This is a genomic window from Niallia sp. (genome assembly GCF_031978665.1).
Classification (GTDB): Bacteria; Bacillota; Bacilli; order Bacillales; family Cytobacillaceae; genus Niallia.
Window position 1 is genome coordinate 109,194 of record NZ_DALZDK010000006.1, and the last position, 23,456, is coordinate 132,649.

Below are 23,456 nucleotides of genomic sequence, written 5' to 3' on the forward strand. Positions count from 1 at the left end.
TAGAAGAAAATCGGGAGGAATAAATATGTCTAAAATTACATTTCTTGGTGCAGGAAGTACAGTATTTGCCAAAAACGTTTTAGGAGATTGTATGTTTGTTGACGCCTTAGCTGGATTTGAATTTGCATTATTTGATATTGATGAACAGCGCTTGCAGGATTCGGAACAGATGCTGATTAATTTGAAGGAAAGTCTGGGGACAAATATTCGAATTAACGCCTATAAGGATCGGAAAGAGGCATTGAGAGGAGCGAAATATGTAATCAATGCGATTCAGGTAGGGGGCTATAAGCCAAGTACAATGATTGATTTTGAGATTCCGAAAAAGTATGGCTTAAGACAAACGATTGCGGATACGGTCGGAATCGGAGGCATCTTCCGAAACTTAAGGACGATCCCGGTTATGCTTGATTTTGCGAAGGATATGGAAGAAGTTTGTCCAGATGCCTTATTCTTAAATTACACAAACCCTATGGCAGTCTTGACTGGGGTCATGAATCGTTTTACAACGATCAAAACGATTGGCTTATGTCACAGTGTGCAAGTATGTACAAAAGACCTTTTTAAAGCATTGGGTATGGATCGCACTGGTGTAAAAGAGAAAATCGCCGGAATTAATCATATGGCATGGCTACTTGAGGTAAGTAAGGATGGTATTGATTTGTATCCTGAGATTAAGAGAAGAGCTCGCGAGCTGCAAAAAACAAAGCATAATGATATGGTTCGATTTGAGTTGATGGATAAGTTTGGTTATTATGTGACAGAGTCCTCTGAGCACAACGCGGAATATCACCCATACTTTATCAAATCTCGCTACCCTGAACTAATAGAGCGCTTTAATATTCCATTAGATGAATATCCGCGCCGCTGTGAAAAGCAAATTAATGATTGGATAGCAATGAGAGAGGATTTGGTTAACAATCAATCGTTGAATCACGTTCGTTCTCGTGAGTATGGATCACGGATTATAGAGGCGATTGAAACGGATATTCCGTTTAAATTTGGCGGTAATGTCTTGAATACCGGAAGATTGATCAGCAATCTCCCAGAGAAAGCGTGCGTTGAGGTTCCTTGTATCGCAGACCGTAGCGGAATTACCCCTACGTATGTAGGAGACCTTCCAGAGCAGCTTGCTGCATTGAACCGTACGAATATTAACACACAGTTACTGACTATTGAAGCTGCAATCACGTTGAAGAAGGAATATATTTATCAGGCTGCTTTGCTTGACCCACATACAGCTGCTGAGTTATCCATGGATGACATTGTTTCCTTATGTGATGAATTAATAGAGGCACATGGAGAATGGATACCGAATTTTAAAAATGAAACTAGTATTGTTGTTACTAAATAATTCAAGTTGTAAGAGACCGTTTCGTTCGGTCTCTTTTCTTTTACCTTTGTATCGAGTTGAGTAACCATCTTGAAAGTGAATAGAAACGAATTTACTAAAGGGATTGATTTTAATTTTCATGTCGTAAAATTTTTAAATGTACGGGTAAAAATACGGTGAATACTAATAGAAAAACAGGGATTGAATACCATGTCTTCCAACCTTTATCTGTCATGTAACCAGACAATACAGCACCCCATTCTAATAGAAAAGAAAGAGCAACCCACAACAATTTATAGAGGATAGATTTATTATGAATCAAAAAATTCAGATAAATCAAGCCGATTGAAGGTGGTATGATAGTTACAAATAGATAGTCAATTATATAGGTTTTGGAAGAGGGTCCAAGTTGAAAGGCTTTAAAAACATCTCCTACTAGTATATCTCCAAGCCATGTGCTAAACCCAATAATACCTAAACTAAAATACATTTCTCTCCATGTAAGTCTCTTTGGCATAAGTAGGACAATGAGCAGAAAAATGATGATGAGAGTATATGGATACCACATTTCTATTCCACCGCTTCTTTCTTTTTAAAATTGATTAGAATGACTATAAATTTCCCTTGAAATACTGATGTTATACAACTTGAGGAAAATTTCACAATTAATAAAAGCCCAACTCAAAAGAGGAGGGCTTTCAGTTTATTGTAAAAAAAGGGATAGAATACTAGGTGTTAATATATTTTACTAATCATTTATTTGAGAAAATAAAATTTATTTTGCTGTTGTATCGGCTTTTGTATCAGTGTTTGAACTCTTGAATAAAGAATACGCTTCATTACTAATGCTAATATTATCTTGCTGTATTTGGGAGACAGAACTTACACTACTTGTCTCTGATTTTTGATTTTGCAGTGCTTGAATTTGTTCTTCTATTTCAGAGATTTGCTTTTTTAGTTGTTCAATCTGCTTTTCTCTTTCCTCCTCTTGAATATTTTCATTTTGTTCGATTTGTGTTTGTTGAGATTGTAATTGCTGTTTTTGGCTTTCTAAAGTTTTAATCTGATTGGTTACATCAGAGGAACGGTTGCTTAGGCTAATGGATCCTGCTGTTGTGCTCGAAATAGAATTAATCATCGTTAATTTTCCCTTCCTATTAAATAATGTTTCATTCTATTATAGAATCCTTAATTTATTCTGAAGATTTTATTGAATTTGCATAAAGGGTACTGAAGAGTTACCAGAAAACCCAAAAACAAATAACTCTGAAGTATCATTAAATAGCATCTTTTCAATGAACCCCCCCTAAGAGAGAAGCCAATTTTTATTTTCAAAAGTATAAAAATACGTTCCTAGGTTAAATCTACAGAGTGTTAGAAGTAAATACGAATGATGGGAGGAAATATAATGTCAGTTAAAGATTATTGGAGTAAAATTAACAAGGAAAGCGAGAAAGTGTCATCATTAATGAATTCCTATTGGCATGAGCATTCTGATTGGAATAACTGGCAGTTTTGGATTATTTTATCTCTTTTAATTCTCCCACTAATAATCCTTTTAATAAAAGTTGATAAAGAGAAGACGCTTCGAATTCTTTTCTTTGGATACACAGTACATATGCTTTGGACATATACAGAAACGGTCCTTATCAGAATGGGGTATATGGATCATCATTACTTTCTCTTACCATTTCTACCACAAGCTATCGGATTAACATCTTCCTTTCTTCCTGTTTCTTTCATGTTTGTATATCAATATTGCATAAAACATGAGAAGAACTTTCTATTATGGACAGCTGTACTATCTGCTATAATGGCGTTCATCTTTGTTCCTATTGAGAAACAAATAGGATTTCTTGTTATGTTAAAGGGACTTAACAACTTTCATATATTTTTGATCGATATTATTATTACCATGATTGCCTATGGATTGACGAAATTTTTTATAACGTATTACGAGAAAGGTAAAAATTAGCCCAATCCATTCAATGGAGAAGGGCTTTTGGTATAAAGAGTGTTTTTTTGTAAAGAAAAAGGGCCAAATGAGTGGTGATATTTGACCACACATTTGACCACATACATCCATAATTACATATTTTTATAAAAAAAGCATGTTAAACCAATATCATTGGGAAAAGTAATTTAGCATTTTTTACATGTCATGATGACTGTTATGCTTTTGTCTCGAATGGTTGCGATTTTTCACCTTTTTGCTGCCACTTAAAGGCTCGGGTTGCTCAGATTGATTGCCCTTTGGTGCATTTCTTCGCATATCTTTACTATCATTTTTATTCATAATTTTTCTCTCCTTTGTTTTTTTCATGAAGAGGTAATGCATTAACTTTCCTTTATAGAATGGTTTTTTAAGCACTTATTTATACCGCATATTTTTAGGATTCTCTGCACAACTTATTGGTAAGCAACATGAATTTATAAAGCAGGAGGATAAAAATATGCCTTATCATAGTAATAAACAGGAAGCGTTTCAAGATGCACAACGAAATATGTATGAAACGCAAAATCTTTATCAAGATATTGTAAAAGATTCAGCGAACTATGGACATCAGCTAAAGCATTTAAAGCAAGAAATAAATGAAACCTATCAACAAATTGAAAATGCCTTAGAAGTAGCATCCGAGCATCAAAGGGAACAATTAGAAAGCTTTCAAAAAGATTTAAAAAGTATCGTTGATGAAGTGAATGAAATTTAAAATAGAAGAGACTGGGACATAAGTATTCCAGCCATACCTAATTCCGAACAATCATAAAAGAATCCATATGATTGTTCGGAATTTTTATTAGTTTTTCTAAAAAGCAGTTTCAGTACAGTTAGTGTTAATATCCGCAGCCTGAATACACTTTGCTTTCCATGGGGCGAGCGCCGAGCCGTTTCACTCCTGCAGGTCTCGGACTTTCTCGCAACTCCCTGTGGCGTCTACGTGTATTCAGGCTGCTCATTTTTCTTACTAATTTATTTTTTCTTGGAAAAATAATAAGCTTTTAGGAAATAGCTTTTAAAAACGGAGTGAAATGGAGCGGAAAACACTCGACTCCTGCGGGAAGTAGAGCAATCTCTAGACCCCACAGGCGAAGCTGAGGACCCCGATGCATCGTGTGTCTGTAGTGCAATGGAACGAATTAGTTTTTACACTTGACTATATTTAAAAACATAGATATCCAGTATAGGAAAGGAACCTTTATTTAAGAGCTAAATTAAAGATTGTTCGTCTTTACAGATTGGCTATTTAGTTTTGTCCCATCCTCTATTTTTTGCAAGTAGAGTTTACTTGATAAGAAAAACTTATCGTATTTGATAACTTTCTTATTATTTACTTATCATCATCCTTGTATTAAAATTATAGATGGTAAATAGATAATAGAGAGTTCAAATTATTCGACTATTTTTCTATTTTTGGTATATGATTACAATGAGGGGGTAATACATATGGCAAAAGATTTTTATAATGCCCGCCAATCGTTTGAAGTGGGTGGAAAGCGTTATCACTACTATCAATTAGAAGCTTTAGAAAAGAAGGGAATCGGTAAAGTATCGAAATTGCCGTATTCTATCAAAGTGTTACTAGAATCTGTTTTACGACAAATGGATGATTTTGTTATTAAACAGGAGCATGTAGAAAACCTCGCAAAGTGGGGAACGGACGAGGTGCAGGAAATTGATGTTCCATTTAAACCTTCGAGGGTAATCCTCCAAGACTTTACGGGAGTTCCTGCTGTAGTTGACCTTGCTTCTTTACGAAAAGCAATGGCTGACTTAGGCGGAGATCCTAGTAAAATTAATCCAGAGAAACCAGTTGATTTAGTTATTGACCACAGTGTTCAGGTTGATAAATACGGAACTCCGGATGCATTAAAAGCAAATATGGAATTAGAATTTGAAAGAAATGCTGAGAGATACCAATTCCTAAGCTGGGCGCAAAAAGCATTTGATAACTATCGTGCCGTTCCGCCAGCAACAGGAATCGTACACCAAGTGAATTTAGAATATTTAGCAAATGTAGTACATGTAAATGAAACACCTGAAGGCGAATACGAAACATTCCCAGATACACTTGTCGGAACAGATTCACATACGACAATGATTAATGGAATCGGTGTTCTTGGTTGGGGTGTTGGTGGTATTGAAGCAGAAGCAGGTATGTTAGGACAACCTTCTTATTTTCCAGTACCAGAGGTTGTTGGGGTAAAGCTTGTTGGCGAAATGCCAAATGGATCAACAGCAACTGACCTTGCGTTAAAAGTAACACAAGTGCTTCGTGCAAAAGGAGTAGTAGGAAAGTTTGTTGAATTCTACGGACCTGGTGTACCACAATTGCCACTTGCAGATCGCGCTACTATTGCGAATATGGCGCCAGAATATGGAGCAACATGTGGATTCTTCCCTGTTGATAAGGAATCTTTATCCTATATGCGACTAACTGGTCGTTCTGAAGAGCAAATTAATGTGGTAGAAGCATATTGCAAGGAAAATGGATTATTCTTCGATCCGAACTTGGAACCTGTTTATACAGACGTAGTGGAAATTAACCTTGCTGAAATTGAACCAAATCTTTCTGGTCCGAAAAGACCACAAGATTTAATTCCACTATCTAAATTAAAAGAAGTATTCAATGAATCTGTCACTGCTCCAGAAGGTAACCAAGGATTCGGATTAAAAGCAAGCGAGTTTGACAAAGAAGTAGTAGTCGATTTTGCAAATGGAGATTCTACTACAATGAAGACTGGTTCTGTTGCAATTGCGGCAATAACAAGCTGTACAAATACATCCAATCCATATGTATTAGTTGGTGCAGGCTTAGTTGCTAAAAAAGCAGTAGAAAAAGGAATGGAAGTACCTAAATTTGTGAAAACTTCTTTAGCGCCAGGTTCTAAGGTTGTTACTGGATATTTAAGAGATTCTGGTCTTCTGCCATATTTAGAGCAAATTGGTTTCAATCTTGTAGGATATGGATGTACGACATGTATCGGTAACTCTGGTCCACTTAAAGAAGAAATCGAGAAAGCTATTTCAGATTCCGATTTACTTGTAACAAGTGTGTTATCTGGTAACCGTAACTTTGAAGGCCGCATTCATCCGCTAGTAAAAGCAAACTATTTAGCTTCACCACCATTAGTTGTTGCTTATGCACTTGCTGGAACAGTGGATATCGATCTACAAAAAGAACCAATCGGAAAAGATAAAGATGGTAACGATGTATTCTTTAAGGATATTTGGCCATCTACTGAAGAAGTAAATGAACTAGTTCACCGTACAGTTACACCTGAGCTATTTAATAAAGAATATGATAGAGTATTTGATGATAATGAACGTTGGAATGAGATTCAAACAAACAGCGATTCCTTATATAGCTTTGATGATACATCTACTTATATTCAAAATCCGCCATTCTTTGAAGGATTAAAACCTGATCCAGAACAAGTATTACCATTAAAAGGCTTGCGAATTGTAGGTAAGTTTGGCGATTCAGTAACGACTGACCATATTTCTCCAGCAGGTGCTATTGGCATAAATACTCCAGCGGGTAAATACTTAAAAGATAATGGTGTAGAGCCGCGTGACTTCAACTCATATGGTTCTCGTCGTGGTAACCATGAAGTAATGATGAGAGGTACATTTGCGAATATTCGTATTCGTAACCAAATTGCTCCAGGTACAGAAGGTGGGTTTACAACTTACTGGCCAACTGGTGAAGTAACATCTATTTATGATGCATGTATGAAGTACAAAGATGAGGGTACTGGCTTAATGGTTATTGCCGGAAAAGATTACGGAATGGGTTCATCTCGTGACTGGGCGGCAAAAGGAACAAACCTATTAGGTATTAAGACAGTAATTGCAGAAAGCTTTGAAAGAATTCACCGCTCTAATTTAGTGTTAATGGGTGTGCTTCCATTACAGTTTAAAGAAGGCGAAAATGCAGAAAGCTTAGGTTTAACAGGAAAAGAAACGTTTAATGTTTATGTAGACGAAACAGTTAAACCGCGTGATTTCCTTGAAGTAACAGCAACTACTGAAGATGGGGAGAAAATTACCTTTGAAGTGTTAGTACGCTTTGACTCTGAAGTAGAAATTGATTACTATCGTCACGGTGGTATTCTGCCAATGGTATTACGTGGTAAATTAAAGAACTAATAGATTAAGAGAAGCTCTTTCTATAAAGTTGACAATCTTTTTCTAGCTTTTGGGTAGAGGATACTGCAGAAGCTAGAAAAAATGTCTCTTTATGGAGGGAGTTTTTTTGAGGAAATTTCTTTCAAAATATTTGATTGATATGAATCCCAGTGTTTTCGCTCCAGGCAATGCTTTCTTCATTTCCGAAGGAGTCAATTGTCTTTCGTTCCAATCAATTCAGAAGTGTAACCTTTTTAGCTATTTGCATAAGTGATAAACATTTAGTGAATAGCATGACCTAATAAAGAAATTATCAATCAAATAAATCTTCTTATACATTTATATCAAAGGAGAATACTATTTTATGAAAGTAATCCCCAATCATTATCATGTAAACGGTCAAAGCTATACGGTAAGATGTGCAGAAGAAAAAGATGCTGAGCAACTGTCAAGACTAAGGCAGCAAATAGATGGAGAAACGCATTTCTTAGACCGGCAACCTGGAGAGGGGCTGCTCTCTCCATTCGATTTTAAAAAATTGATTCGTACAGACTTAGAAGTGGAGAATCGGCTGTTTTTACTAGCTGAAACAGAAGCAGGCCAAATCATTGCTTTTTCACGATGTGAAGGCTCGAACCTGAATCGGCTTAAGCATAAAGTAGAATTTGGTGTTGGTGTGACAAAAGAATATTGGGGCTATAAAATTGGCCCACATCTATTAGAAGCATCTATTAACTGGGCAACTGGAAATAAACTTACAAAAATGACGTTATCTGTAATCAAAACAAATGAAAAAGCGATTAAATTATATAAACGATTTGGATTTGAAATAGAAGGTATATTAAAAAAAGATAAACGACTCGATGATGGAGAATACTATTCTACAATTATAATGTCTCGATTTTTACTCGAGTAAAAAAAGGGAAGCGATTTATTAGTAAATCAGGCCGAACTTTGTTACTATGATTATGTTAGATAAATAAAGGAGTGATGAAAATGGCATTAACTTTTGGTCAATTAGTAGAAGAAGCAAGACAGAATGTACCGGGAATTTCATCTGTGGAAGCAAAAAAGAAAATCGAGGAAAATCCAAATACTTACATAATTGATGTACAAGATGCAACTGATGCTGGTGCATGTGGCTTAATTCCAAGCTCTGTTAATATCTCATTAGGAATGCTTCCAATTCGGGCTGATTTAGAATTACCGGAAGAGCTAAGAGATCCTGAATTAGCAGATCGAAATCGCCCTGTTCTTGTTACATGTGGTCTTGGCGGACAAGCATCCCTTGGTGCATACTTATTAAAACAAATGGGCTTTGCAGATGTATCATTTATTGAAGGTGGAACTACTGCGTGGAAAAAAGAGGGCTTTGAAACGGTTTAAGTAGACAAGCTCATAAAAACTGCCGAAGTGATTAATCTCGGCAGTTTTTTTCTTTTCTTCGTTAATAGCCTAATTGCTTATCCACTACATTAATCAGTTCTTTCCCGTCTTTAAAACGCTGAATATTTTCTAGAAATACTTCCATGTAACGATCTATAGTATTTGGCGAAAAAAAAGCATTATGTGGGGAAATAATGATATTTTCTAATTCCCATAAGGGATGTTCTTTCGGTAAAGGCTCTACCTCAAATACATCCAAAGCAGCACCAGCGATTTTTTTCTCCTTTAATAGATGGATAAGTTCTTCTTCCACTATTGTATTTCCTCTGCCGATATTAATAAGAAAACTATTTTCTTTCATCTTTGCCAATTTTTCTTGGTTAATCAGCTGATATGTATCAGGCGTTGAAGGTAATGCAAGAATCAGAAAATCAGATTTTGTAATTACATCATCTATTTGATCCAGACCGACAATCAAATCGGCAGGGGCATTATCAGATAGAAAGGATGGTCTTTTCTTACAACCAATTACAAACATATCCAAGGATTTTGCCCGTTTGGCGATTTGTTTCCCGATTTCCCCATAACCAATAATACCTAGGGTTGAGCCTGCCAGGTCCGTAATAGGGGTTGGTGCCCATCTATTATGAAGCTGATTTCGAATCATAAAAGGTATTCCTCTAGCCAAGCCAGCTATCATTGCAATCGTATGTTCGGCGATTGGAACAGATGTGCAACCCTTTGTATTAGTGATGATGATTTCACTGTTTTTCACTTCCTCATGTAAGAGGGCATCCAACCCAACACTTAAAGATTGCACCCATTGTATATTTGGAGCATCTTGCAATATGGATAAGGAATCGGTTAACCCTAAAGTTAACACAATATTACAGTTGCTTATATCCTCACTTATTGGAGGCTCAGGATCCCCGTATTGCCAAGGATCGATAATAAGTTCTGCTCCCAATGCGATCATTTTATCTAAATACTTTTCTGGTATAGTTCTTCGGATATATATTTTAGGAATAGTTGTTACTTTAGTCATTAATTTACTTCCTCAATCATTTGTTTACTATTTACATACTCGTAATAGGTATTCGCAAGGCGCTTAATTGCCTCATGAATAATATCCTCTTTACAGAAAGTAAAGCTTAAACGCATGTGATTGTAACCTTCGTTTTGTAAAAAGAAATGTTTTCCAGCAATATAAGAAACACCAGCTAACATTGCAGTATCCAGAAATTCACTCGTATCAATTTGAGGAGGGAAAGTTAGCCAAAGAAAGAAACCTCCATTTGGTTCATGAAAGGAAACTTCGTCACCAAAATATTGCTTTATAGCAGAAACCATGGCATTTTTACGAGAAAGATAAATCGTGTTCAAATAGCTGATTTGTTCATCCATATCCATTTGCTCCAGCAAATTTTTCGTTACTTCTTGAACGTATACACTCGTTAAACCATCAATTTTTAAAATACGCATTTTTTCGATGATTGCAGATAAACCAATAGCCCATCCGAGCCGCAATCCTGGTGCGATTATTTTTGAAAAAGTACTTAAGTATACAACTCTTTCTGGTCCGAATGAATAAATTGCAGGCAAATATGTTTCGTCAAAGGAAAGTTCAACATAGGCATCATCCTCAATAATAAAGAAATTATATTTATATGCTAATTCCGCAAGTCGTTTTCTTCTATCTACAGATAAATTAACTCCGCCTGGATTTTGATAATTTGGAATGACATACATCAACTTAGGTAAGGGAAGGTTATTTTTGACTCTTTCGTTTAATTCCTGTTCGACTAAATCAACTCTCAAGCCATTTTCATCTATTGGAAAAGAAAATAAAGTTGTTTCTGCTAAGCGAAATGTTTTAAGTGCTCCAAAAAATGTTGGAGCTTCTACCCATATTTCATCACCAGGATCTGTAAGTGTTCTTGTGATTAAGTCAATTGCTTGGGAACTACCTGAAGTAACGATGATTTCATTTTCAGTTGCTTCAATTTCACGAAGCCTAGATCTTTCTTTTATCCAGTTGATGATGTGTTTTGGTCCAGTACCACCACTATAAGCTAAAGCTTGTCTTCCTTGCGAAAGCATCGCTGCTTCTGTTGCTGCTGTCATTTTATCAGCAGGAAGCGATTCTGGTGCAGGAAAACCAAAGGATAAAGGAATAACCTGATCTTGATTTCCTGCAAAAGCGGATCCGATAACTTCTGTCTCAGGGAATCTTTTACTAAATGAAAATGGCTTTAATATATACATGTTTACCACCGTCCGTGTATTATTTTTTATTGATAGGAAAGAAATGCTGTCGTAATAAGCTGATTTACTGATTAAAGATGGATGCCACTCCTTTTATTAAAATGTTATTTAAATTAATATAAGCTATTTATTTCGTAATGGGAAATATTAAAATCCTTTAAAAATAAAAGAAAACAGGAGATTAAAAGGTAAAAACAGCTTTAAATCGTGAAAATTCGGAATTTTATTAATTTATAAAATAATTAAGGTGCTAAAAGATTAATACATTCAAAGTTTTGTCTTACCTTGAATCTTACAAATCTATAATTTCGACAAATTCCCTCTTCATTTACCTAGCGAATAATGTCAATAAAAGGATTAATATGGGAGAAAAAAATGAAAACGCTACCTAATAAAATTTTTAAAAAATTATAAAAAAACATTGTTTTACGAGAAATTATTCCTTATAATGAAATCAAGTTAGATAATAGAACATGAATTGTGAGGTAAGTTAACATGGCTGAAATTACATTAGAGAAAATTGAAAGTATTGTTAAGGAAAAAAGTGTAGAATTATTACATCTACAATTTGTGGACATTGAGGGGATTTTAAAAAATATTACTATTACTGCACAACAATTAGATGATGCTGTAGAAGGAAAAATCATGATTGATGGTTCATCCATTAAAGGATTTTCTCCAATTAACAAATCAGATTCATATTTATTACCAGATTTAAACACATTTGCAGTATTACCTTGGACAGAAACAGAAGGTTATTCAGAAGCTCGTTTCCTTTGCTCTGTAACAAACCCAGATGGCTCTTTGTTCGAAGGTGATACTCGTAACGTTCTAAAGAAAACAGTTGAACGTGCAGCTGAAAAAGGATATAGCATTTCAGTTGGACCTGAGTTAGAATTTTTCTTGTTTGCTACAGATGAGAAAGGCTATCCAACAACTGAATTGAGTGATAGAGGTGGTTACTTTGAACCATCACCAAAAGATTTAGGGGAAAAAGTACGTATTGAAATTTTCAAAACACTAAGAGCAATGGGCTTCACAATTGAAGCACTTCATCATGAAGTAGCAGAAGGGCAACATGAAATTAATTTCAAGTATGCTGATGCTTTAACAGCTGCTGACTTAGCTACAACATATAAATGGGTTGTTAAAACAATCGCTGCTCAATATGGCTTATTTGCAACATTTATGCCAAAACCAGTGTTCGGAATTAACGGTTCTGGAATGCATGTTAATATGTCATTCTTTAAAGATGGAGAAAACTGTTTCTACGATGCAAACGACGATTTAGAATTATCGGAAGCAGCATATTCATTCATTGCTGGGGTATTAGAAAATGTTAAGAGTTTCGTAGCTGTAACGAATCCACTAGTAAACTCTTATAAGCGTTTAGTTCCTGGTTATGAAGCACCTTGTTACCTAGCTTGGTCTGCATCTAACCGTTCAGCATTAATCCGTATTCCTGCAAAACGCGGAATGGCTACTCGTGTTGAACTTCGTTGTCCAGATCCATCTTCAAATCCATATCTAACATTTGCTGTTATTGCTTCAGCAGGATTAGATGGAGTAGAAAAAGGCTTGAAAGCTCCAGCACCAATTAACGAAGATATCTTCCATATGACAGAAGATCGTCGTGAAGAACTAGGCATTGATAGTTTACCTGGTGGATTAGATGCTGCAATTGCAGAGCTTGAAGCTGGTGAAATTGGTCTTAAAACACTTGGAGAGCATGTATTTACTGAATATGTAGCTGCTAAAAAAGAAGAGTGGGATAACTATCGTACTACAATTCATGCTTGGGAAATCGAAAACTATCAATTTAAATTCTAATGTACTAGATAGATAGAATGGGAGTTCTTTTAAACTCCAATGAAACTGCAAATAAACACCTGAAACGGGAGTTTGTTTGCGGTTTTTTGTTATGTAAGTAAGGTGTTAGCTTTATTAAAAAGACATTTGCATTGATTTCATGACTATTACTTATACTAGTATAATGGAGAATATTTACTTAAATCGTAGTAAAACACTCTTTTTTCTGTTCTTTTCTTTAAATTCTGGTAAGTTATGATAAAATAAAAGAAGATGTATCAATTTAACCATACATCATCAGATTATCGTTATAAGGAGAATTGCTAAATGGAAAAAGTATTGATATTTGGTCATAAAAATCCGGATACGGATACTATTTGTTCTGCTATTGCGTATGCAGAATTAAAAAAAGCACTTGGAGTGGAAGCAGAACCTGTTCGTCTAGGTGATGTTAGTGGAGAAACGAAATTTGCTTTAGATTATTTCAAAACAGATGCACCTCGGTTCATTGAAAAAGCAGGTACTGAATCCAAGTCAGTTATTTTAGTTGACCATAATGAGTTCCAACAAAGTGTGGAAGACATTAAAGAAGTAACAATCTTAGAAGTAATCGATCACCATCGTATTGCAAATTTCGAAACAAGTGATCCATTGTACTATCGCGCAGAACCAGTAGGTTGTACAGCTACTATTTTAAATAAAATGTATAAAGAAAATAATGTGGAAATTAAGAAAGATATTGCTGGATTAATGCTTTCTGCAATCATTTCTGATTCTTTATTATTTAAATCACCTACTTGCACAGAACAAGATGTACAAGCTGCGAAAGAATTAGCTGAAATTGCTGGTGTGAATGCAGAAGAGTACGGTTTAGAAATGCTTAAAGCTGGTGCAGATCTAAGTGATAAAACAGTTGAACAATTACTAAGCATCGATGCGAAAGAATTTTCAATGGGTACATACAAAGTTGAAATTGCACAAGTAAATGCAGTTGATACAAATGATGTCATCTCTAAGCAAGCAGAATTAGAAACGTCTATTCAAGCAATTATCGAAAAAAAAGGTTTAGATTTATTCCTTCTTGTTGTAACAGATATTTTGAATAACGATTCTGTTGGTGTTGCTTTAGGTAATAAAGCAGAAGCTGTTGAAAAAGCTTTCAATGTAACATTAGAAAATAATACAGCCTTATTAAAAGGCGTAGTATCACGTAAAAAACAAATCGTTCCAGTTTTAACAGAAGCATTTAATGCACTTTAATCGTGGGTGAATGAAACAGTCCATTTAAAATATGGGCTGTTTTTGTTGCTTTAAATAATTTTACGCAACCAAAATGATAAAAAAAAATAAATTGGATAATCTATAAAAAAGCATTGTTGGAATAAATAAAGTAATCGATAAACTAATATTTCCCATGCATAAGAAAAAAGGAGGCTGCCATGTTACCCAAAAAAGTGTTTTTCGTATTTTTTCTCATAGTAATGCTAGTTTTCACTATACAAAATGATGTCATACTAGCGAACAATGGTTTAAACATAGGAGATAAAGCTCCGAATTTTACGTTAAAGGATCTTAATGGAAACAAAGTCCAGCTATCTGATTTTAAAGGCAAATCGGTTATGATTAATTTTTGGACAACTTGGTGCCCGCCTTGTAAAAAAGAAATGCTTGATATAGAAACATTTTCAAAGGAACAAAAAGAGCATTGGGTTGTTCTTGCCGTGAATGTTGATGGTGGAAATGAGCTAGGGGTTAGACAATTTGTCCAGGAGAGAAAATTGACTTTTCCCGTCTTAATGGACGAAAAAGATATGGTTGCAAATCAATATCACATCCTTAGTATACCAACAACTTATTTTCTTAATAAAGAGGGTGTCATCATTAATAAAGCTTTTACAATGTTAACACTTGAAGAAATGAAAGAATTGGCAAAAAAATAAAAAATAGCAAAAATTCTTATGTAAGCGCTTTACAACAAACTCCGAATATACTATAATTACAAATGTAGTGATAAGGAGTGCACACCTTTCTTAAATTATCAGAAAACAAAAACTTTTCAAATAGATTAAAAGATTATTTCTTTTAATTGTAATAATTATCTAACTTTTTGGGAAATATGATAGTACAAATTTTTTTTAAAGGAGAATGTGCCATGAGAAAACCTCGCAAACGTTCATTTCAAGAATTAGTTTTAGAAAATAAAATGCAATTATTAAAGGATAGAGAAGCAATTGAAAAAATTGAAGAACGGATAGAAAGAAAGCATTTGAAAAAAGCTCGTTAATAGTGAAATCTAGAAATTACCATCTATTCTGCTTGTTCTTTTGTACAAACTATAAAAGAAGGAGTTGATTAGATGAGTAATCCTAAAAAAGACAGCAAACACTTTGTACCTAGTCATATCGGGACAAAATCCAGAAGTTTTGGTGGCAACAAAGGAAAGCAGATGCAAGATAAATCAGGACAGCATGCCCAAGTAATTCAAACAAAAGGCGAATAATAGTTTTAAATAACAATAGACAGTAATAGCTTATCTTTAGAAGGTAAGCTGTTTCTGTCTATTTTTTGTCCTTTGGCTGTTTTCTAGTGTGTTATGGTGCCTTTATTAAGATTATTCCTATTAGAAAGGTACATAATCATTAACGAAAATAAAGGAATATGATAGTATTAAAAAGGAATGTCCTAAATTTATTAAGAGAAGTGAACATATGAATAATGAACAAATAAAACCAAATATAAAACATCAAGAAATCTTACTGCTAGAAAAAGAATTTGAAGAAAATGGATTTGTTGAGGATGAAAAGAGAATATTAGATACAATTCAAAAGCTCAACGAAGTGCAGGATAGTGAAGAAATTTCCCAGCTATTAACGATTGCCGCCCTTTCTAGAATGCACAAGGATCAAAAGGATACTATCGCTGTTGCTTGGTTAAATAAAGCAATTGAATTAAATTCAGACAACACAATGGCACTTAAATATCTTTCACAGTATGACTGGAAAAATTTCAGCAATTTGTTAGAGCAGCTAGTTTTTCCAAACATCCGCGAAACGGATAACCGAACAGCCAAACGTAAAATTGCGGAACAATATATAAATAATTGTCGAGTTTTTTTAGAACAAATGGAAGAGGAAGTAGCTCATATACAAAATCAGAAAAAAAATGCTGCCTTGTATGAGAATAAAGAGGCAGTTGCCAAATATGAAGCAATTGAACAAACGCTAAAGAAAGTTATCGAAAAAGCATCTGAGTTACTGAAGTCTTCAGAAGAATATGCAGAATCCATTAGTGGTGTGTTTCATACTTCCATCTATTATGAAAGTGTAAAAAAGTTAATTGAAGAGCTACAAGAACTAAAAAAGGACTGGACAACCCTTTTTATCGAAGAAAAACAAGAAGAAACGGCGACTCTTTCCTCATTAGAGGAATTGGAGCAAATGATCGGCTTAGAAACGGTCAAAAAAAGAGTGCAGGATTTATATCAATTTTTAAGCTATCAAAAGGCTAGAAAGAAATTAGGCTATATGATTCAAGATGAATTAAGCTTAAATATGATCTTTACAGGAAATCCCGGTACTGGTAAGACAACTTTAGCACGATTAATGGCAAAGATTTATCATGAGCTTGGCGTATTGCCAAGTGCTGAAGTGGTCGAAACCGATCGGTCCCAATTAATAGGCGGCTACATGGGGCAAACAGAAGAAAATGTCCGTTCTGTAGTAAAACAAGCTGTTGGCGGCGTGTTATTTATTGATGAAGCATATAGTTTAAAGCGAGAGGGCCAATCTGGCAATGATTATGGGCAAACAGCAATCGATACGCTTGTTTCCTTAATGACTGGTTCAGAATTTGGCGGGAAATTCGCTGTTATTTTAGCAGGTTATCCAGAAGAAATGCGCCAGTTTTTAGATGGGAATCATGGGTTAAGAAGTCGCTTTCCTGCATCTAATTTGATTCATTTACCTGATTATTCCCCTAATGAATTATTAGAAATTGGCAAAAGAATTGCAACTGCCAACGACTATGTTATTACAGAAGACGGGAATAGGGCGTTGTTAAATCGTCTCGAGAGGGAACAAGTGGATGAAAGCTTTGGGAATGCCCGAGCTGTCCGTAATATTGTTCTAGATGCGGTATTTAACAAGGGATCCCGTAAAGCAAATGAACAAGAAATATTAAAGTATACGTTGCTGCAAGAAGCTGATTTTGTTTGTGTAGAGGAAGAGAAAACAATCGATCCTGCTAAAGAATTGAATGAATTAATTGGATTATCGAAAGTGAAAGAGGAAATAAAGAAAATTATTGCTTTCGTAAAAGTTCAGCAACTAAGACAAACAAAAGCAAAAAAGAATTTGCCAATCCAGTTGCATGCTGTATTTACTGGTAATCCAGGAACAGGTAAAACAACCGTTGCCAAATTATATGCACAATTTCTAAAAGATTGCGGTATCTTGAAAAGAGGTCACTTGGTTGTAACTAGTAGAGCCGATTTTGTAGCTGGATATGTAGGACAATCCGCAATCAAAACAAGAAAAAAAATAAGAGAAGCATTAGGTGGAGTGTTATTCATTGATGAAGCCTATTCCTTATTAGGTTCTGGCGGCCAAGATTTTGGCAAAGAAGTAATTGATACTTTAGTAATGGAAATGACAAAACATAATGAAAACCTAGTTGTTATCCTTGCAGGCTATCCAAAGGAAACGACTGCTCTTTTACAAAGTAATCCAGGTTTAACTTCTAGATTTAAAAAATTCATCCATTTTGATGATTATGAGGCTGTGGAATTGATTGAAATAATGAAAATGTATGCTTCTAAATACGATTATTCGTTATCGGAACAAGCCATTACAATGCTCCAAGATCAACTTCCTACTGTTTCAACAGATGGAAATGGTAGATTTGCGACAAATATTATCGATGAAGCTGTTCAATTACAGGCATTACGACTGTCCGAACAGTTAGAACAGGGAAGAGAAGTCGATGTTTCTACATTATCAGCAGAGGATCTGGAAAATGTTTTACAACGATACAAACGAAAAATCGAAGAATAGGACGGTGTACGAAACAGATGGATAATTTCTATATTTCAACAAGAGACATTGAATTATACTATGCAGATACGGATATGATGGGTGTTGTGTATCATGCGAATTATCTTAAATTCTTTGAACGAGGAAGAACCGGACTAATAGAGGACCTTGGCTATAGTTATTTAGAGATGGAAAATGAAGGGTATTTTGCGCCTGTCTATGATGTCTATGCTGTATATAAAAAGCCTTTGCGTTATGGAGATCAAGCGAAGGTCAAAACCTGGGTGGAAACAAATGATGGAATAAAAACGGTTTACGGATACCAGATTATTAACCAACAGGAAGAAATCTGTGTGGAAGGGACGACCACTCATATCATTGTATCGAAAGAAACGTTTAGACCTAAGCCTTTTAAGAAAATTTTTCCTGAATGGTTTAATAAATATGAGGAAATTAAAAAGCAACAGACGGACAAGTAAAGTGACAAAAGGAGAATGCTTTCATGGCATTTGGATTAAAGAAAAAAGAATTGGCGGAATGGAAAAGACAAATTGATGATGGAGAGATTGCCTTTTTAACTCATTACTGGTTGGATGATCGCTTCCCAGACTGTAAGACTGTCACAAAAGTAGGATGTTCGGATCTGGAAAAGTTGAAAAGCTGGGGGAAGAAGTATGGGTTAAAAGAAGAATGGATTCATTATCGGGAGGATGGCTATTCCCATTTTGACTTATTGGGTGACACACAAATGAAGATTTTAAAAGCAGAGGGGATTACCCAGCCATTACAATAAAGCTTTCCTTTTATGTTATGATGGAATTAGCTTTACCAAAATACTAAAAAACAGCGGACCGGAAGATAATGTTGCTCCGGTCTCGCTGTTTTTTTGTTTAGAAGAGAAATTTTATATAAACTCCAATAAATTATTGTGCGTGGCGGTATTCTGGTTCATTTGCAACTTCATTAAAATCTGCAAATAGATCTTTATCGTCGAAATACCATAAATCCTTCTCTTCGATATAGTAGTGAATTCCGTCTTTTACTGTCTCTATGCCAATATTTACAGGCTGTTCATTCGAAATTCCTAATGAAAATCCTTGCTGAACTGTACTGCATCCGCCGTATCTTGCGAAGAAACGTATATAGTCTCCATCTTTTAACAACATTTCATCCTTATACCATTCGGCAGCTTGATCGCTAATCACAATTTTCATTTTTTCACACCTCTTATGAATTTTGCTTCTTTTACTGGAAGGAAGCACTCTATTTCTATTAATATATTTCCATTATAATGGATTGTTTTACAATTATCGAACATTTGAATTTAGCATTCATTCTGCTTGTCCATCTTTTAGCATATGATCCATTATTTCTGTATATATAGAAGGTCCATATTTATTGACTGCTTCTTGGGAATCCAATAATGGATGCATCTTATAATCACTTTCCTCATTACTTGAAACGAAGGTAGGATAGAAAGAAGGATTTTCCATCGTAATAGTAGAATTTTTTCCTCTTTGTTCTTTAATAACTGTAACAGTTACCATTCCACCGATATCACGATATTCTTCATCCTGCCCAGATAGAAAGTTCCCTAAAGAATAAACAACTAAACCTTGTTGACCATTTTTTCCTTGTAGCCATTCGATTGGCTGAAGAACATGTGGGTGACTTCCGAAAATAATATGGACACCTTCGTCGATCAAAAACTGTGCCAATTCTTTCTGTTCATTAGATGGAAAACGCTCATATTCATTCCCCCAATGGATCGCCATTACAATAACATCTGCTTCTTTTTTTGCGCGTTGAATTTCCTTGCTTATCCTATTTTTATCGATTACATTTACGATATACTCGCTTCCTGTTGGGATAGAGATCCCATTTAACCCATATGTATAGGCTAAATAAGCAACTTTGATACCCTTTTTTTCTATTATAGCTAACTGATTCTGATCTTCTTTTGTTAAATACGTACCAACATGAGGGAGATCTATTTGATTTAAATAATTAATAGAAAGCTTTTGTGCTTGTAAGCCACGATCTAAGGCGTGATTATTTGCAGTAGTGACAATGTCGACTCCTGCCTTTTTTACACTATCTGCAATTTCGTGTGGGCTATTAAAAGTAGGATAGCCGGATAACCCAAACGATTCTCCAGCGACAATCGTTTCTTGATTTGCTAGCAAAAGATCGGGCTTCTTTAATTCAGTAGATATACTGTTTAGCATATTATCAAAATTATAATAATCTCCTTGGCGGGCATCATTATAAACACGATCATGAATTAAAATGTCACCAATCGCAGCTATTGTGATTTTTGTATTTACTTCTTTTGATAAATCACGGATTTCCCTTCCAGAAATCGGTCGAACAAGAGAAGAGGAGAAGTCTAGATTAATTAGATATACGAGTATGGAACCTGCTATTCCAGCAAAAATAAGCAAGAGCCCAAAATATTTTACTAATGTTTTCTTCATAGGTAGCCTCTTTAAATAGGATAAATCAGTTTTTTTGAATCGCTTTACAATATATAGCATAACAAATAACTGTTAGTTTGTGTGTATCCAAGGGGAATTTTACATGAAAATTGTTATTGGAATCTTTTTTATACAATTGAAGTTAATAAAATTATTTATTTACTGGATGAAATGTAGCTTGGTAGGGAAATGAATATAGTGGTGCCGTTTGCTGCAGTGCTTTCTATATTTATTTCCCCACCATACTTTTCGATTAGCTGCTTGCATACATAGAGCCCCATGCCTGTTCCTTTTTTTTTCGTCGTTTTTAGTGGGCTAAATATATGATTAAATTGGTCTTCCGATATGCCACATCCACTATCTTTTACTATAACCAATAGTTGGTTCATGGAAACTTCTGTTGTAATTATTACTTTTTTAAAAGTGAGTTTGTTATCTTCTTCTATTGCTTCAAACGCATTTTTAACAACATTAACGATTACTTGCGTTAGATGTTGCTTGTTGGCAATGCAAAATGGTTCAGCTTTTGATAAGTTTATATTTAGGTCTATGTCTTTTAAATTTGCCTCACTCTTAAATACAGGATATAAATTCATAAGGATTTCATTAATGGATAATGGAGTTATTTCATTCGATTGTGCTTTGGAAAGGTTTAAAAAATCAGTAATTAGTTCATTTGCCCTTGTTAATTCACCAAAAGCTAAATCTGTGTACTGATGAATCGTGTCGAGATTATTTGTTTGTTTAATTAGCTGTAAAAACCCGCTTACAGACGTAAGGGGATTACGTACCTCATGCGTAATGCTGCTAGCCATTTTTGCTATGTTTTCACTATAGGTCGTAGAAAGAGACAATGATCGTAAACAGTCCATCAATTGTTCCATATTTGCTGATTGCTCTTGAAGTTTCGTCTCTACTAATTTCAATTTATTTGCAAAGTATTCTGCTGCTGCTTCAGCAGACCTATTATTTACCGTTTGAGTGGTCATTATCATACGCTCCCTTTAACAATTATAGTTAAAGGTATGACGAAAAAAATCATTTTATGTCATATATCATTCGATTAAGCTTGCAAAAATAAAAAAAGACCGAAATCGGTCTTTTTTTGCTTGTTATAACCAGCTTACTTTTGGCTCGGTTTTATTGATAATTCGTTTAATATTCGCTCGATGTCTATAAACAACAAAGATTGTCAGTACTAAAAGGATGAAAATTAATAATTTATCATCCCATAGGATGAGAGAATAAACTAGTCCAGCAAGCCCCGCAACCATGGAAGATAGAGAGACATATTTTGAGATATAGAGTGTAAGAAAAAAGACAGCTAAAATGATAATGAATAAAAGCGGCTCATGACCGAGAAGAATTCCCGCTGATGTAGCAACTGCTTTCCCGCCCTTAAAGCCAGCGAAAAGCGGATACATATGACCAACTACTGCAAATATTCCAAAAATCAGAGGATTTATCTCTACATCCACGTTCCATATAAGTGCAACGACTAGAGGCAATAAGGTTGCGATAGTCCCTTTAAGGATATCGGAAATGGTTACAGCAAAACCTGCTTTCTTGCCAAGGACTCGGAATGAATTCGTTCCGCCTAAATTGCCGCTACCATGCTCTCGTATATCTATATTGTAAAAGGTTTTGCCTATTATTAGCCCAGAAGGAATAGATCCAATTAAATAAGCGAGTATAATTAAAAGTCCAATAATCAATTTTCGTAATCTCCTTCACCTATGTAATACTTTTTGCTTTTATATTGTACCATGTATTTGCTAAAACTCATCATTTTTTCAAAAAATATTCTATCAATCTTGGGGTTATCCTTACTTCTATTGCTAAGACTAAATAGATGTAGTAAATAGAAAGCAGAATTCTAAGACATAAGGGAAATGCGGGGCATATTGATGAAACGGATACTAATCGCATTATTTATTGTTTTTATCATTATTTATAGTAGCACTATTTATTATCATGTAACAAAACCGCTACCAAAAGGGATATCAGTGGAAGGACCTGTTCATCAGGTTGAGGAAGTGGAGCTACTAACAGATATAACCTTTAAAACGAAGCAAAACAATCAGATGGTTCAACATAAAATAGTCGCATCGATGCTATCGGAAATTCAAGACGCAGAGGAATTTATTGTAGTCGATATGTTTTTATTTAATAAAGACACGAATCAAGACCAATTGTATCCACCTATAGTAGAAAAGTTTACTAAAGCATTATTAAAGAAAAAAGAAGAAAACCCTTCTATTATGATTATTTTTCTAACAGATAAAATAAATACAGTTTATCATTCCTATTCATCAGAAGAATTAAATAAATTAAAGCAATATGGTGTGAAAGTTATCGAAACAAATACCAAAGATTTACGAGATTCCAATCCACTCTATTCTGCTTTTTGGCGCATGTTTGGACAGTGGGTAAAAACGAGTGGAAATGGTCATCTACCTAATCTCCTTGCAAAGAGCGGGGATAAAGTTACTACTTTATCTTATTTAGAATTATTAAACGTAAAAGCAAATCATCGGAAACTATTAATTACAGAAAAGACAGCTATTATATCTAGTGGAAATATTCATAATGCCAGTGGTTTTCATTCTAACGTAGCTTTTAAGGTTCATGGGAATATACTTAACGACCTGCTTGAGAGTGAAGAAAGTGCAGCTAAATTAAATGAACAGATTACGTTCCCTAGGGTAAAAAAACAAGCTGAATCGAAAACGGATCTAAAAATTCAATTGTTGACAGAAGGAAAAATAGGCAGGCATGTGTTAGAGGAAATCAGAAATACAGGTAGAGAGGATGCAATTTGGATTGGAATCCTCTACTTAGCAGATCGAAATGTAATCGATGAAATCAAAGCAGCTACAAGAAGAAAGGTACATGTTTATTTAATATTAGACCCCAATCAAAATTCCTTTGGCAATAAAAAAAGTGGGTTACCAAATATTCCGGTTGTAGCAGAACTAAGAAAATCGATAAAATCGAAATACATTCATATTAAATGGTATAACACA

General features: G+C 34.8%; 24 protein-coding genes. 15 read left to right on the forward strand and 9 right to left on the reverse strand.

The genetic code is table 11. The annotated features are described in order from the left end of the window. Positions 1-25 precede the first annotated feature (25 nt). Positions 26-1,354 carry an alpha-glucosidase/alpha-galactosidase gene (gene melA / locus RTL21_RS05045; RefSeq protein ID WP_312093950.1) on the forward strand — a complete coding sequence of 443 codons (1,329 nt, stop codon included), beginning with the start codon at positions 26-28 and terminating at the stop codon, positions 1,352-1,354. A 109-nt stretch (positions 1,355-1,463) separates the two neighbouring features. Here melA and RTL21_RS05050 read toward each other — a convergent pair whose 3' ends face one another. After that, complete coding sequence (locus RTL21_RS05050) at positions 1,464-1,901, reverse strand: hypothetical protein (RefSeq protein ID WP_312093952.1); 438 nt, start codon at positions 1,899-1,901, stop codon at positions 1,464-1,466. A 207-nt stretch (positions 1,902-2,108) separates the two neighbouring features. Further along, entirely contained in the window at positions 2,109-2,471 is a 363-nt protein-coding gene (locus tag RTL21_RS05055; protein ID WP_312093954.1) for a hypothetical protein, read from the reverse strand. Between the two features lie 270 nt (positions 2,472-2,741). On the opposite strand from RTL21_RS05055, the gene RTL21_RS05060 reads away from it, so the two are divergent. Continuing rightward, complete coding sequence (locus RTL21_RS05060; RefSeq protein WP_312093956.1) at positions 2,742-3,308, forward strand: hypothetical protein; 567 nt, start codon at positions 2,742-2,744, stop codon at positions 3,306-3,308. A gap of 177 nt (positions 3,309-3,485) precedes the next feature. On the opposite strand, the gene RTL21_RS05065 is transcribed toward RTL21_RS05060, so the two are convergent. Further along, positions 3,486-3,632: a small acid-soluble spore protein P gene (locus tag RTL21_RS05065; protein WP_312094031.1), complete on the reverse strand. Its 147-nt coding sequence runs from the start codon at positions 3,630-3,632 to the stop codon at positions 3,486-3,488. A gap of 154 nt (positions 3,633-3,786) precedes the next feature. On the opposite strand from RTL21_RS05065, the gene RTL21_RS05070 reads away from it, so the two are divergent. The 4 genes from RTL21_RS05070 (at position 3,787) to RTL21_RS05085 (ending at position 8,849) form a co-directional block, all read left to right on the forward strand. After that, a complete protein-coding gene (locus tag RTL21_RS05070) occupies positions 3,787-4,044 on the forward strand; it encodes a hypothetical protein (RefSeq protein ID WP_312093958.1) in 258 nt (85 codons plus the stop codon). Between the two features lie 734 nt (positions 4,045-4,778). Beyond that, the gene (gene acnA / locus RTL21_RS05075) at positions 4,779-7,484 is read left to right on the forward strand and encodes an aconitate hydratase AcnA (RefSeq protein WP_312093960.1); all 2,706 of its coding nucleotides are present in this window, start codon (positions 4,779-4,781) and stop codon (positions 7,482-7,484) included. Positions 7,485-7,827: 343 nt separating this feature from the next. Next, positions 7,828-8,379: a GNAT family N-acetyltransferase gene (locus RTL21_RS05080; protein WP_312093962.1), complete on the forward strand. Its 552-nt coding sequence runs from the start codon at positions 7,828-7,830 to the stop codon at positions 8,377-8,379. An 80-nt stretch (positions 8,380-8,459) separates the two neighbouring features. Then, entirely contained in the window at positions 8,460-8,849 is a 390-nt protein-coding gene (locus RTL21_RS05085; RefSeq protein WP_312093964.1) for a rhodanese-like domain-containing protein, read from the forward strand. A gap of 61 nt (positions 8,850-8,910) precedes the next feature. On the opposite strand, the gene RTL21_RS05090 is transcribed toward RTL21_RS05085, so the two are convergent. Next, the gene (locus tag RTL21_RS05090) at positions 8,911-9,894 is read right to left on the reverse strand and encodes a D-2-hydroxyacid dehydrogenase (RefSeq protein ID WP_312093966.1); all 984 of its coding nucleotides are present in this window, start codon (positions 9,892-9,894) and stop codon (positions 8,911-8,913) included. After that, positions 9,894-11,114 (reverse strand): aminotransferase-like domain-containing protein, encoded by a 1,221-nt coding sequence (locus RTL21_RS05095; protein ID WP_312093968.1) that lies wholly within the window; start codon positions 11,112-11,114, stop codon positions 9,894-9,896. The genes RTL21_RS05090 and RTL21_RS05095 overlap by 1 nt, the downstream gene beginning before the upstream one ends. A 495-nt stretch (positions 11,115-11,609) precedes the next feature. Between RTL21_RS05095 and glnA the strand changes: the two genes are divergently transcribed. The 8 genes from glnA to RTL21_RS05135 all read left to right on the forward strand — a co-directional run bounded on the left by glnA (position 11,610) and on the right by RTL21_RS05135 (position 18,746). Next, on the forward strand, positions 11,610-12,944 hold the full coding sequence (gene glnA, locus RTL21_RS05100) for a type I glutamate--ammonia ligase (protein ID WP_312093970.1): 1,335 nt from the start codon (positions 11,610-11,612) through the stop codon (positions 12,942-12,944). Between the two features lie 306 nt (positions 12,945-13,250). Next, positions 13,251-14,183 carry a manganese-dependent inorganic pyrophosphatase gene (locus tag RTL21_RS05105; protein ID WP_312093972.1) on the forward strand — a complete coding sequence of 311 codons (933 nt, stop codon included), beginning with the start codon at positions 13,251-13,253 and terminating at the stop codon, positions 14,181-14,183. Between the two features lie 179 nt (positions 14,184-14,362). Further along, positions 14,363-14,863 (forward strand): redoxin domain-containing protein, encoded by a 501-nt coding sequence (locus tag RTL21_RS05110; protein ID WP_312093974.1) that lies wholly within the window; start codon positions 14,363-14,365, stop codon positions 14,861-14,863. A 212-nt stretch (positions 14,864-15,075) separates the two neighbouring features. After that, positions 15,076-15,207, forward strand: a complete 132-nt coding sequence (locus RTL21_RS05115; protein ID WP_312093976.1) for an FbpB family small basic protein — start codon at positions 15,076-15,078, stop codon at positions 15,205-15,207. A gap of 72 nt (positions 15,208-15,279) precedes the next feature. Next, positions 15,280-15,423, forward strand: coding sequence for an acid-soluble spore protein N (locus RTL21_RS05120; protein WP_016205356.1), 144 nt, complete (start codon positions 15,280-15,282; stop codon positions 15,421-15,423). Between the two features lie 208 nt (positions 15,424-15,631). Next, complete coding sequence (locus RTL21_RS05125) at positions 15,632-17,974, forward strand: AAA family ATPase (protein WP_312093980.1); 2,343 nt, start codon at positions 15,632-15,634, stop codon at positions 17,972-17,974. Positions 17,975-17,991: 17 nt separating this feature from the next. Continuing rightward, positions 17,992-18,432 carry an acyl-CoA thioesterase gene (locus RTL21_RS05130; protein WP_312093982.1) on the forward strand — a complete coding sequence of 147 codons (441 nt, stop codon included), beginning with the start codon at positions 17,992-17,994 and terminating at the stop codon, positions 18,430-18,432. 23 nt (positions 18,433-18,455) lie between these two features. Then, on the forward strand, positions 18,456-18,746 hold the full coding sequence (locus RTL21_RS05135; protein ID WP_312093984.1) for a hypothetical protein: 291 nt from the start codon (positions 18,456-18,458) through the stop codon (positions 18,744-18,746). 130 nt (positions 18,747-18,876) lie between these two features. Here the strand turns inward: RTL21_RS05135 and RTL21_RS05140 are convergent, their stop codons facing one another. From RTL21_RS05140 to plsY, 4 genes are all read right to left on the reverse strand, one after another. Then, entirely contained in the window at positions 18,877-19,167 is a 291-nt protein-coding gene (locus tag RTL21_RS05140; RefSeq protein WP_312093986.1) for a HesB/YadR/YfhF family protein, read from the reverse strand. Between the two features lie 117 nt (positions 19,168-19,284). After that, positions 19,285-20,430 (reverse strand): CapA family protein, encoded by a 1,146-nt coding sequence (locus RTL21_RS05145; protein ID WP_312093988.1) that lies wholly within the window; start codon positions 20,428-20,430, stop codon positions 19,285-19,287. Between the two features lie 155 nt (positions 20,431-20,585). After that, positions 20,586-21,419, reverse strand: coding sequence for a two-component system sensor histidine kinase NtrB (locus RTL21_RS05150; RefSeq protein ID WP_312093990.1), 834 nt, complete (start codon positions 21,417-21,419; stop codon positions 20,586-20,588). Positions 21,420-21,542: 123 nt separating this feature from the next. Next, positions 21,543-22,145 (reverse strand): glycerol-3-phosphate 1-O-acyltransferase PlsY, encoded by a 603-nt coding sequence (gene plsY / locus RTL21_RS05155; RefSeq protein WP_312093992.1) that lies wholly within the window; start codon positions 22,143-22,145, stop codon positions 21,543-21,545. Between the two features lie 192 nt (positions 22,146-22,337). On the opposite strand from plsY, the gene RTL21_RS05160 reads away from it, so the two are divergent. After that, the coding region (locus tag RTL21_RS05160; protein ID WP_312093994.1) for a phospholipase D-like domain-containing protein at positions 22,338-23,456 on the forward strand (1,119 nt) is incomplete at its 3' end.

Coding starts and splice junctions, on each gene's coding strand:
- melA (WP_312093950.1), top strand. CDS start 26: ATGTCTAAAATTACATTTCTTGGTGCAGGAAGTACAGTATTTGCCAAA.
- RTL21_RS05050 (WP_312093952.1), bottom strand. CDS start 1,901: ATGTGGTATCCATATACTCTCATCATCATTTTTCTGCTCATTGTCCTA.
- RTL21_RS05055 (WP_312093954.1), bottom strand. CDS start 2,471: ATGATTAATTCTATTTCGAGCACAACAGCAGGATCCATTAGCCTAAGC.
- RTL21_RS05060 (WP_312093956.1), top strand. CDS start 2,742: ATGTCAGTTAAAGATTATTGGAGTAAAATTAACAAGGAAAGCGAGAAA.
- RTL21_RS05070 (WP_312093958.1), top strand. CDS start 3,787: ATGCCTTATCATAGTAATAAACAGGAAGCGTTTCAAGATGCACAACGA.
- acnA (WP_312093960.1), top strand. CDS start 4,779: ATGGCAAAAGATTTTTATAATGCCCGCCAATCGTTTGAAGTGGGTGGA.
- RTL21_RS05080 (WP_312093962.1), top strand. CDS start 7,828: ATGAAAGTAATCCCCAATCATTATCATGTAAACGGTCAAAGCTATACG.
- RTL21_RS05085 (WP_312093964.1), top strand. CDS start 8,460: ATGGCATTAACTTTTGGTCAATTAGTAGAAGAAGCAAGACAGAATGTA.
- RTL21_RS05090 (WP_312093966.1), bottom strand. CDS start 9,894: ATGACTAAAGTAACAACTATTCCTAAAATATATATCCGAAGAACTATA.
- RTL21_RS05095 (WP_312093968.1), bottom strand. CDS start 11,114: ATGTATATATTAAAGCCATTTTCATTTAGTAAAAGATTCCCTGAGACA.
- glnA (WP_312093970.1), top strand. CDS start 11,610: ATGGCTGAAATTACATTAGAGAAAATTGAAAGTATTGTTAAGGAAAAA.
- RTL21_RS05105 (WP_312093972.1), top strand. CDS start 13,251: ATGGAAAAAGTATTGATATTTGGTCATAAAAATCCGGATACGGATACT.
- RTL21_RS05110 (WP_312093974.1), top strand. CDS start 14,363: ATGTTACCCAAAAAAGTGTTTTTCGTATTTTTTCTCATAGTAATGCTA.
- RTL21_RS05115 (WP_312093976.1), top strand. CDS start 15,076: ATGAGAAAACCTCGCAAACGTTCATTTCAAGAATTAGTTTTAGAAAAT.
- RTL21_RS05120 (WP_016205356.1), top strand. CDS start 15,280: ATGAGTAATCCTAAAAAAGACAGCAAACACTTTGTACCTAGTCATATC.
- RTL21_RS05125 (WP_312093980.1), top strand. CDS start 15,632: ATGAATAATGAACAAATAAAACCAAATATAAAACATCAAGAAATCTTA.
- RTL21_RS05130 (WP_312093982.1), top strand. CDS start 17,992: ATGGATAATTTCTATATTTCAACAAGAGACATTGAATTATACTATGCA.
- RTL21_RS05135 (WP_312093984.1), top strand. CDS start 18,456: ATGGCATTTGGATTAAAGAAAAAAGAATTGGCGGAATGGAAAAGACAA.
- RTL21_RS05140 (WP_312093986.1), bottom strand. CDS start 19,167: ATGAAAATTGTGATTAGCGATCAAGCTGCCGAATGGTATAAGGATGAA.
- RTL21_RS05145 (WP_312093988.1), bottom strand. CDS start 20,430: ATGAAGAAAACATTAGTAAAATATTTTGGGCTCTTGCTTATTTTTGCT.
- RTL21_RS05150 (WP_312093990.1), bottom strand. CDS start 21,419: ATGACCACTCAAACGGTAAATAATAGGTCTGCTGAAGCAGCAGCAGAA.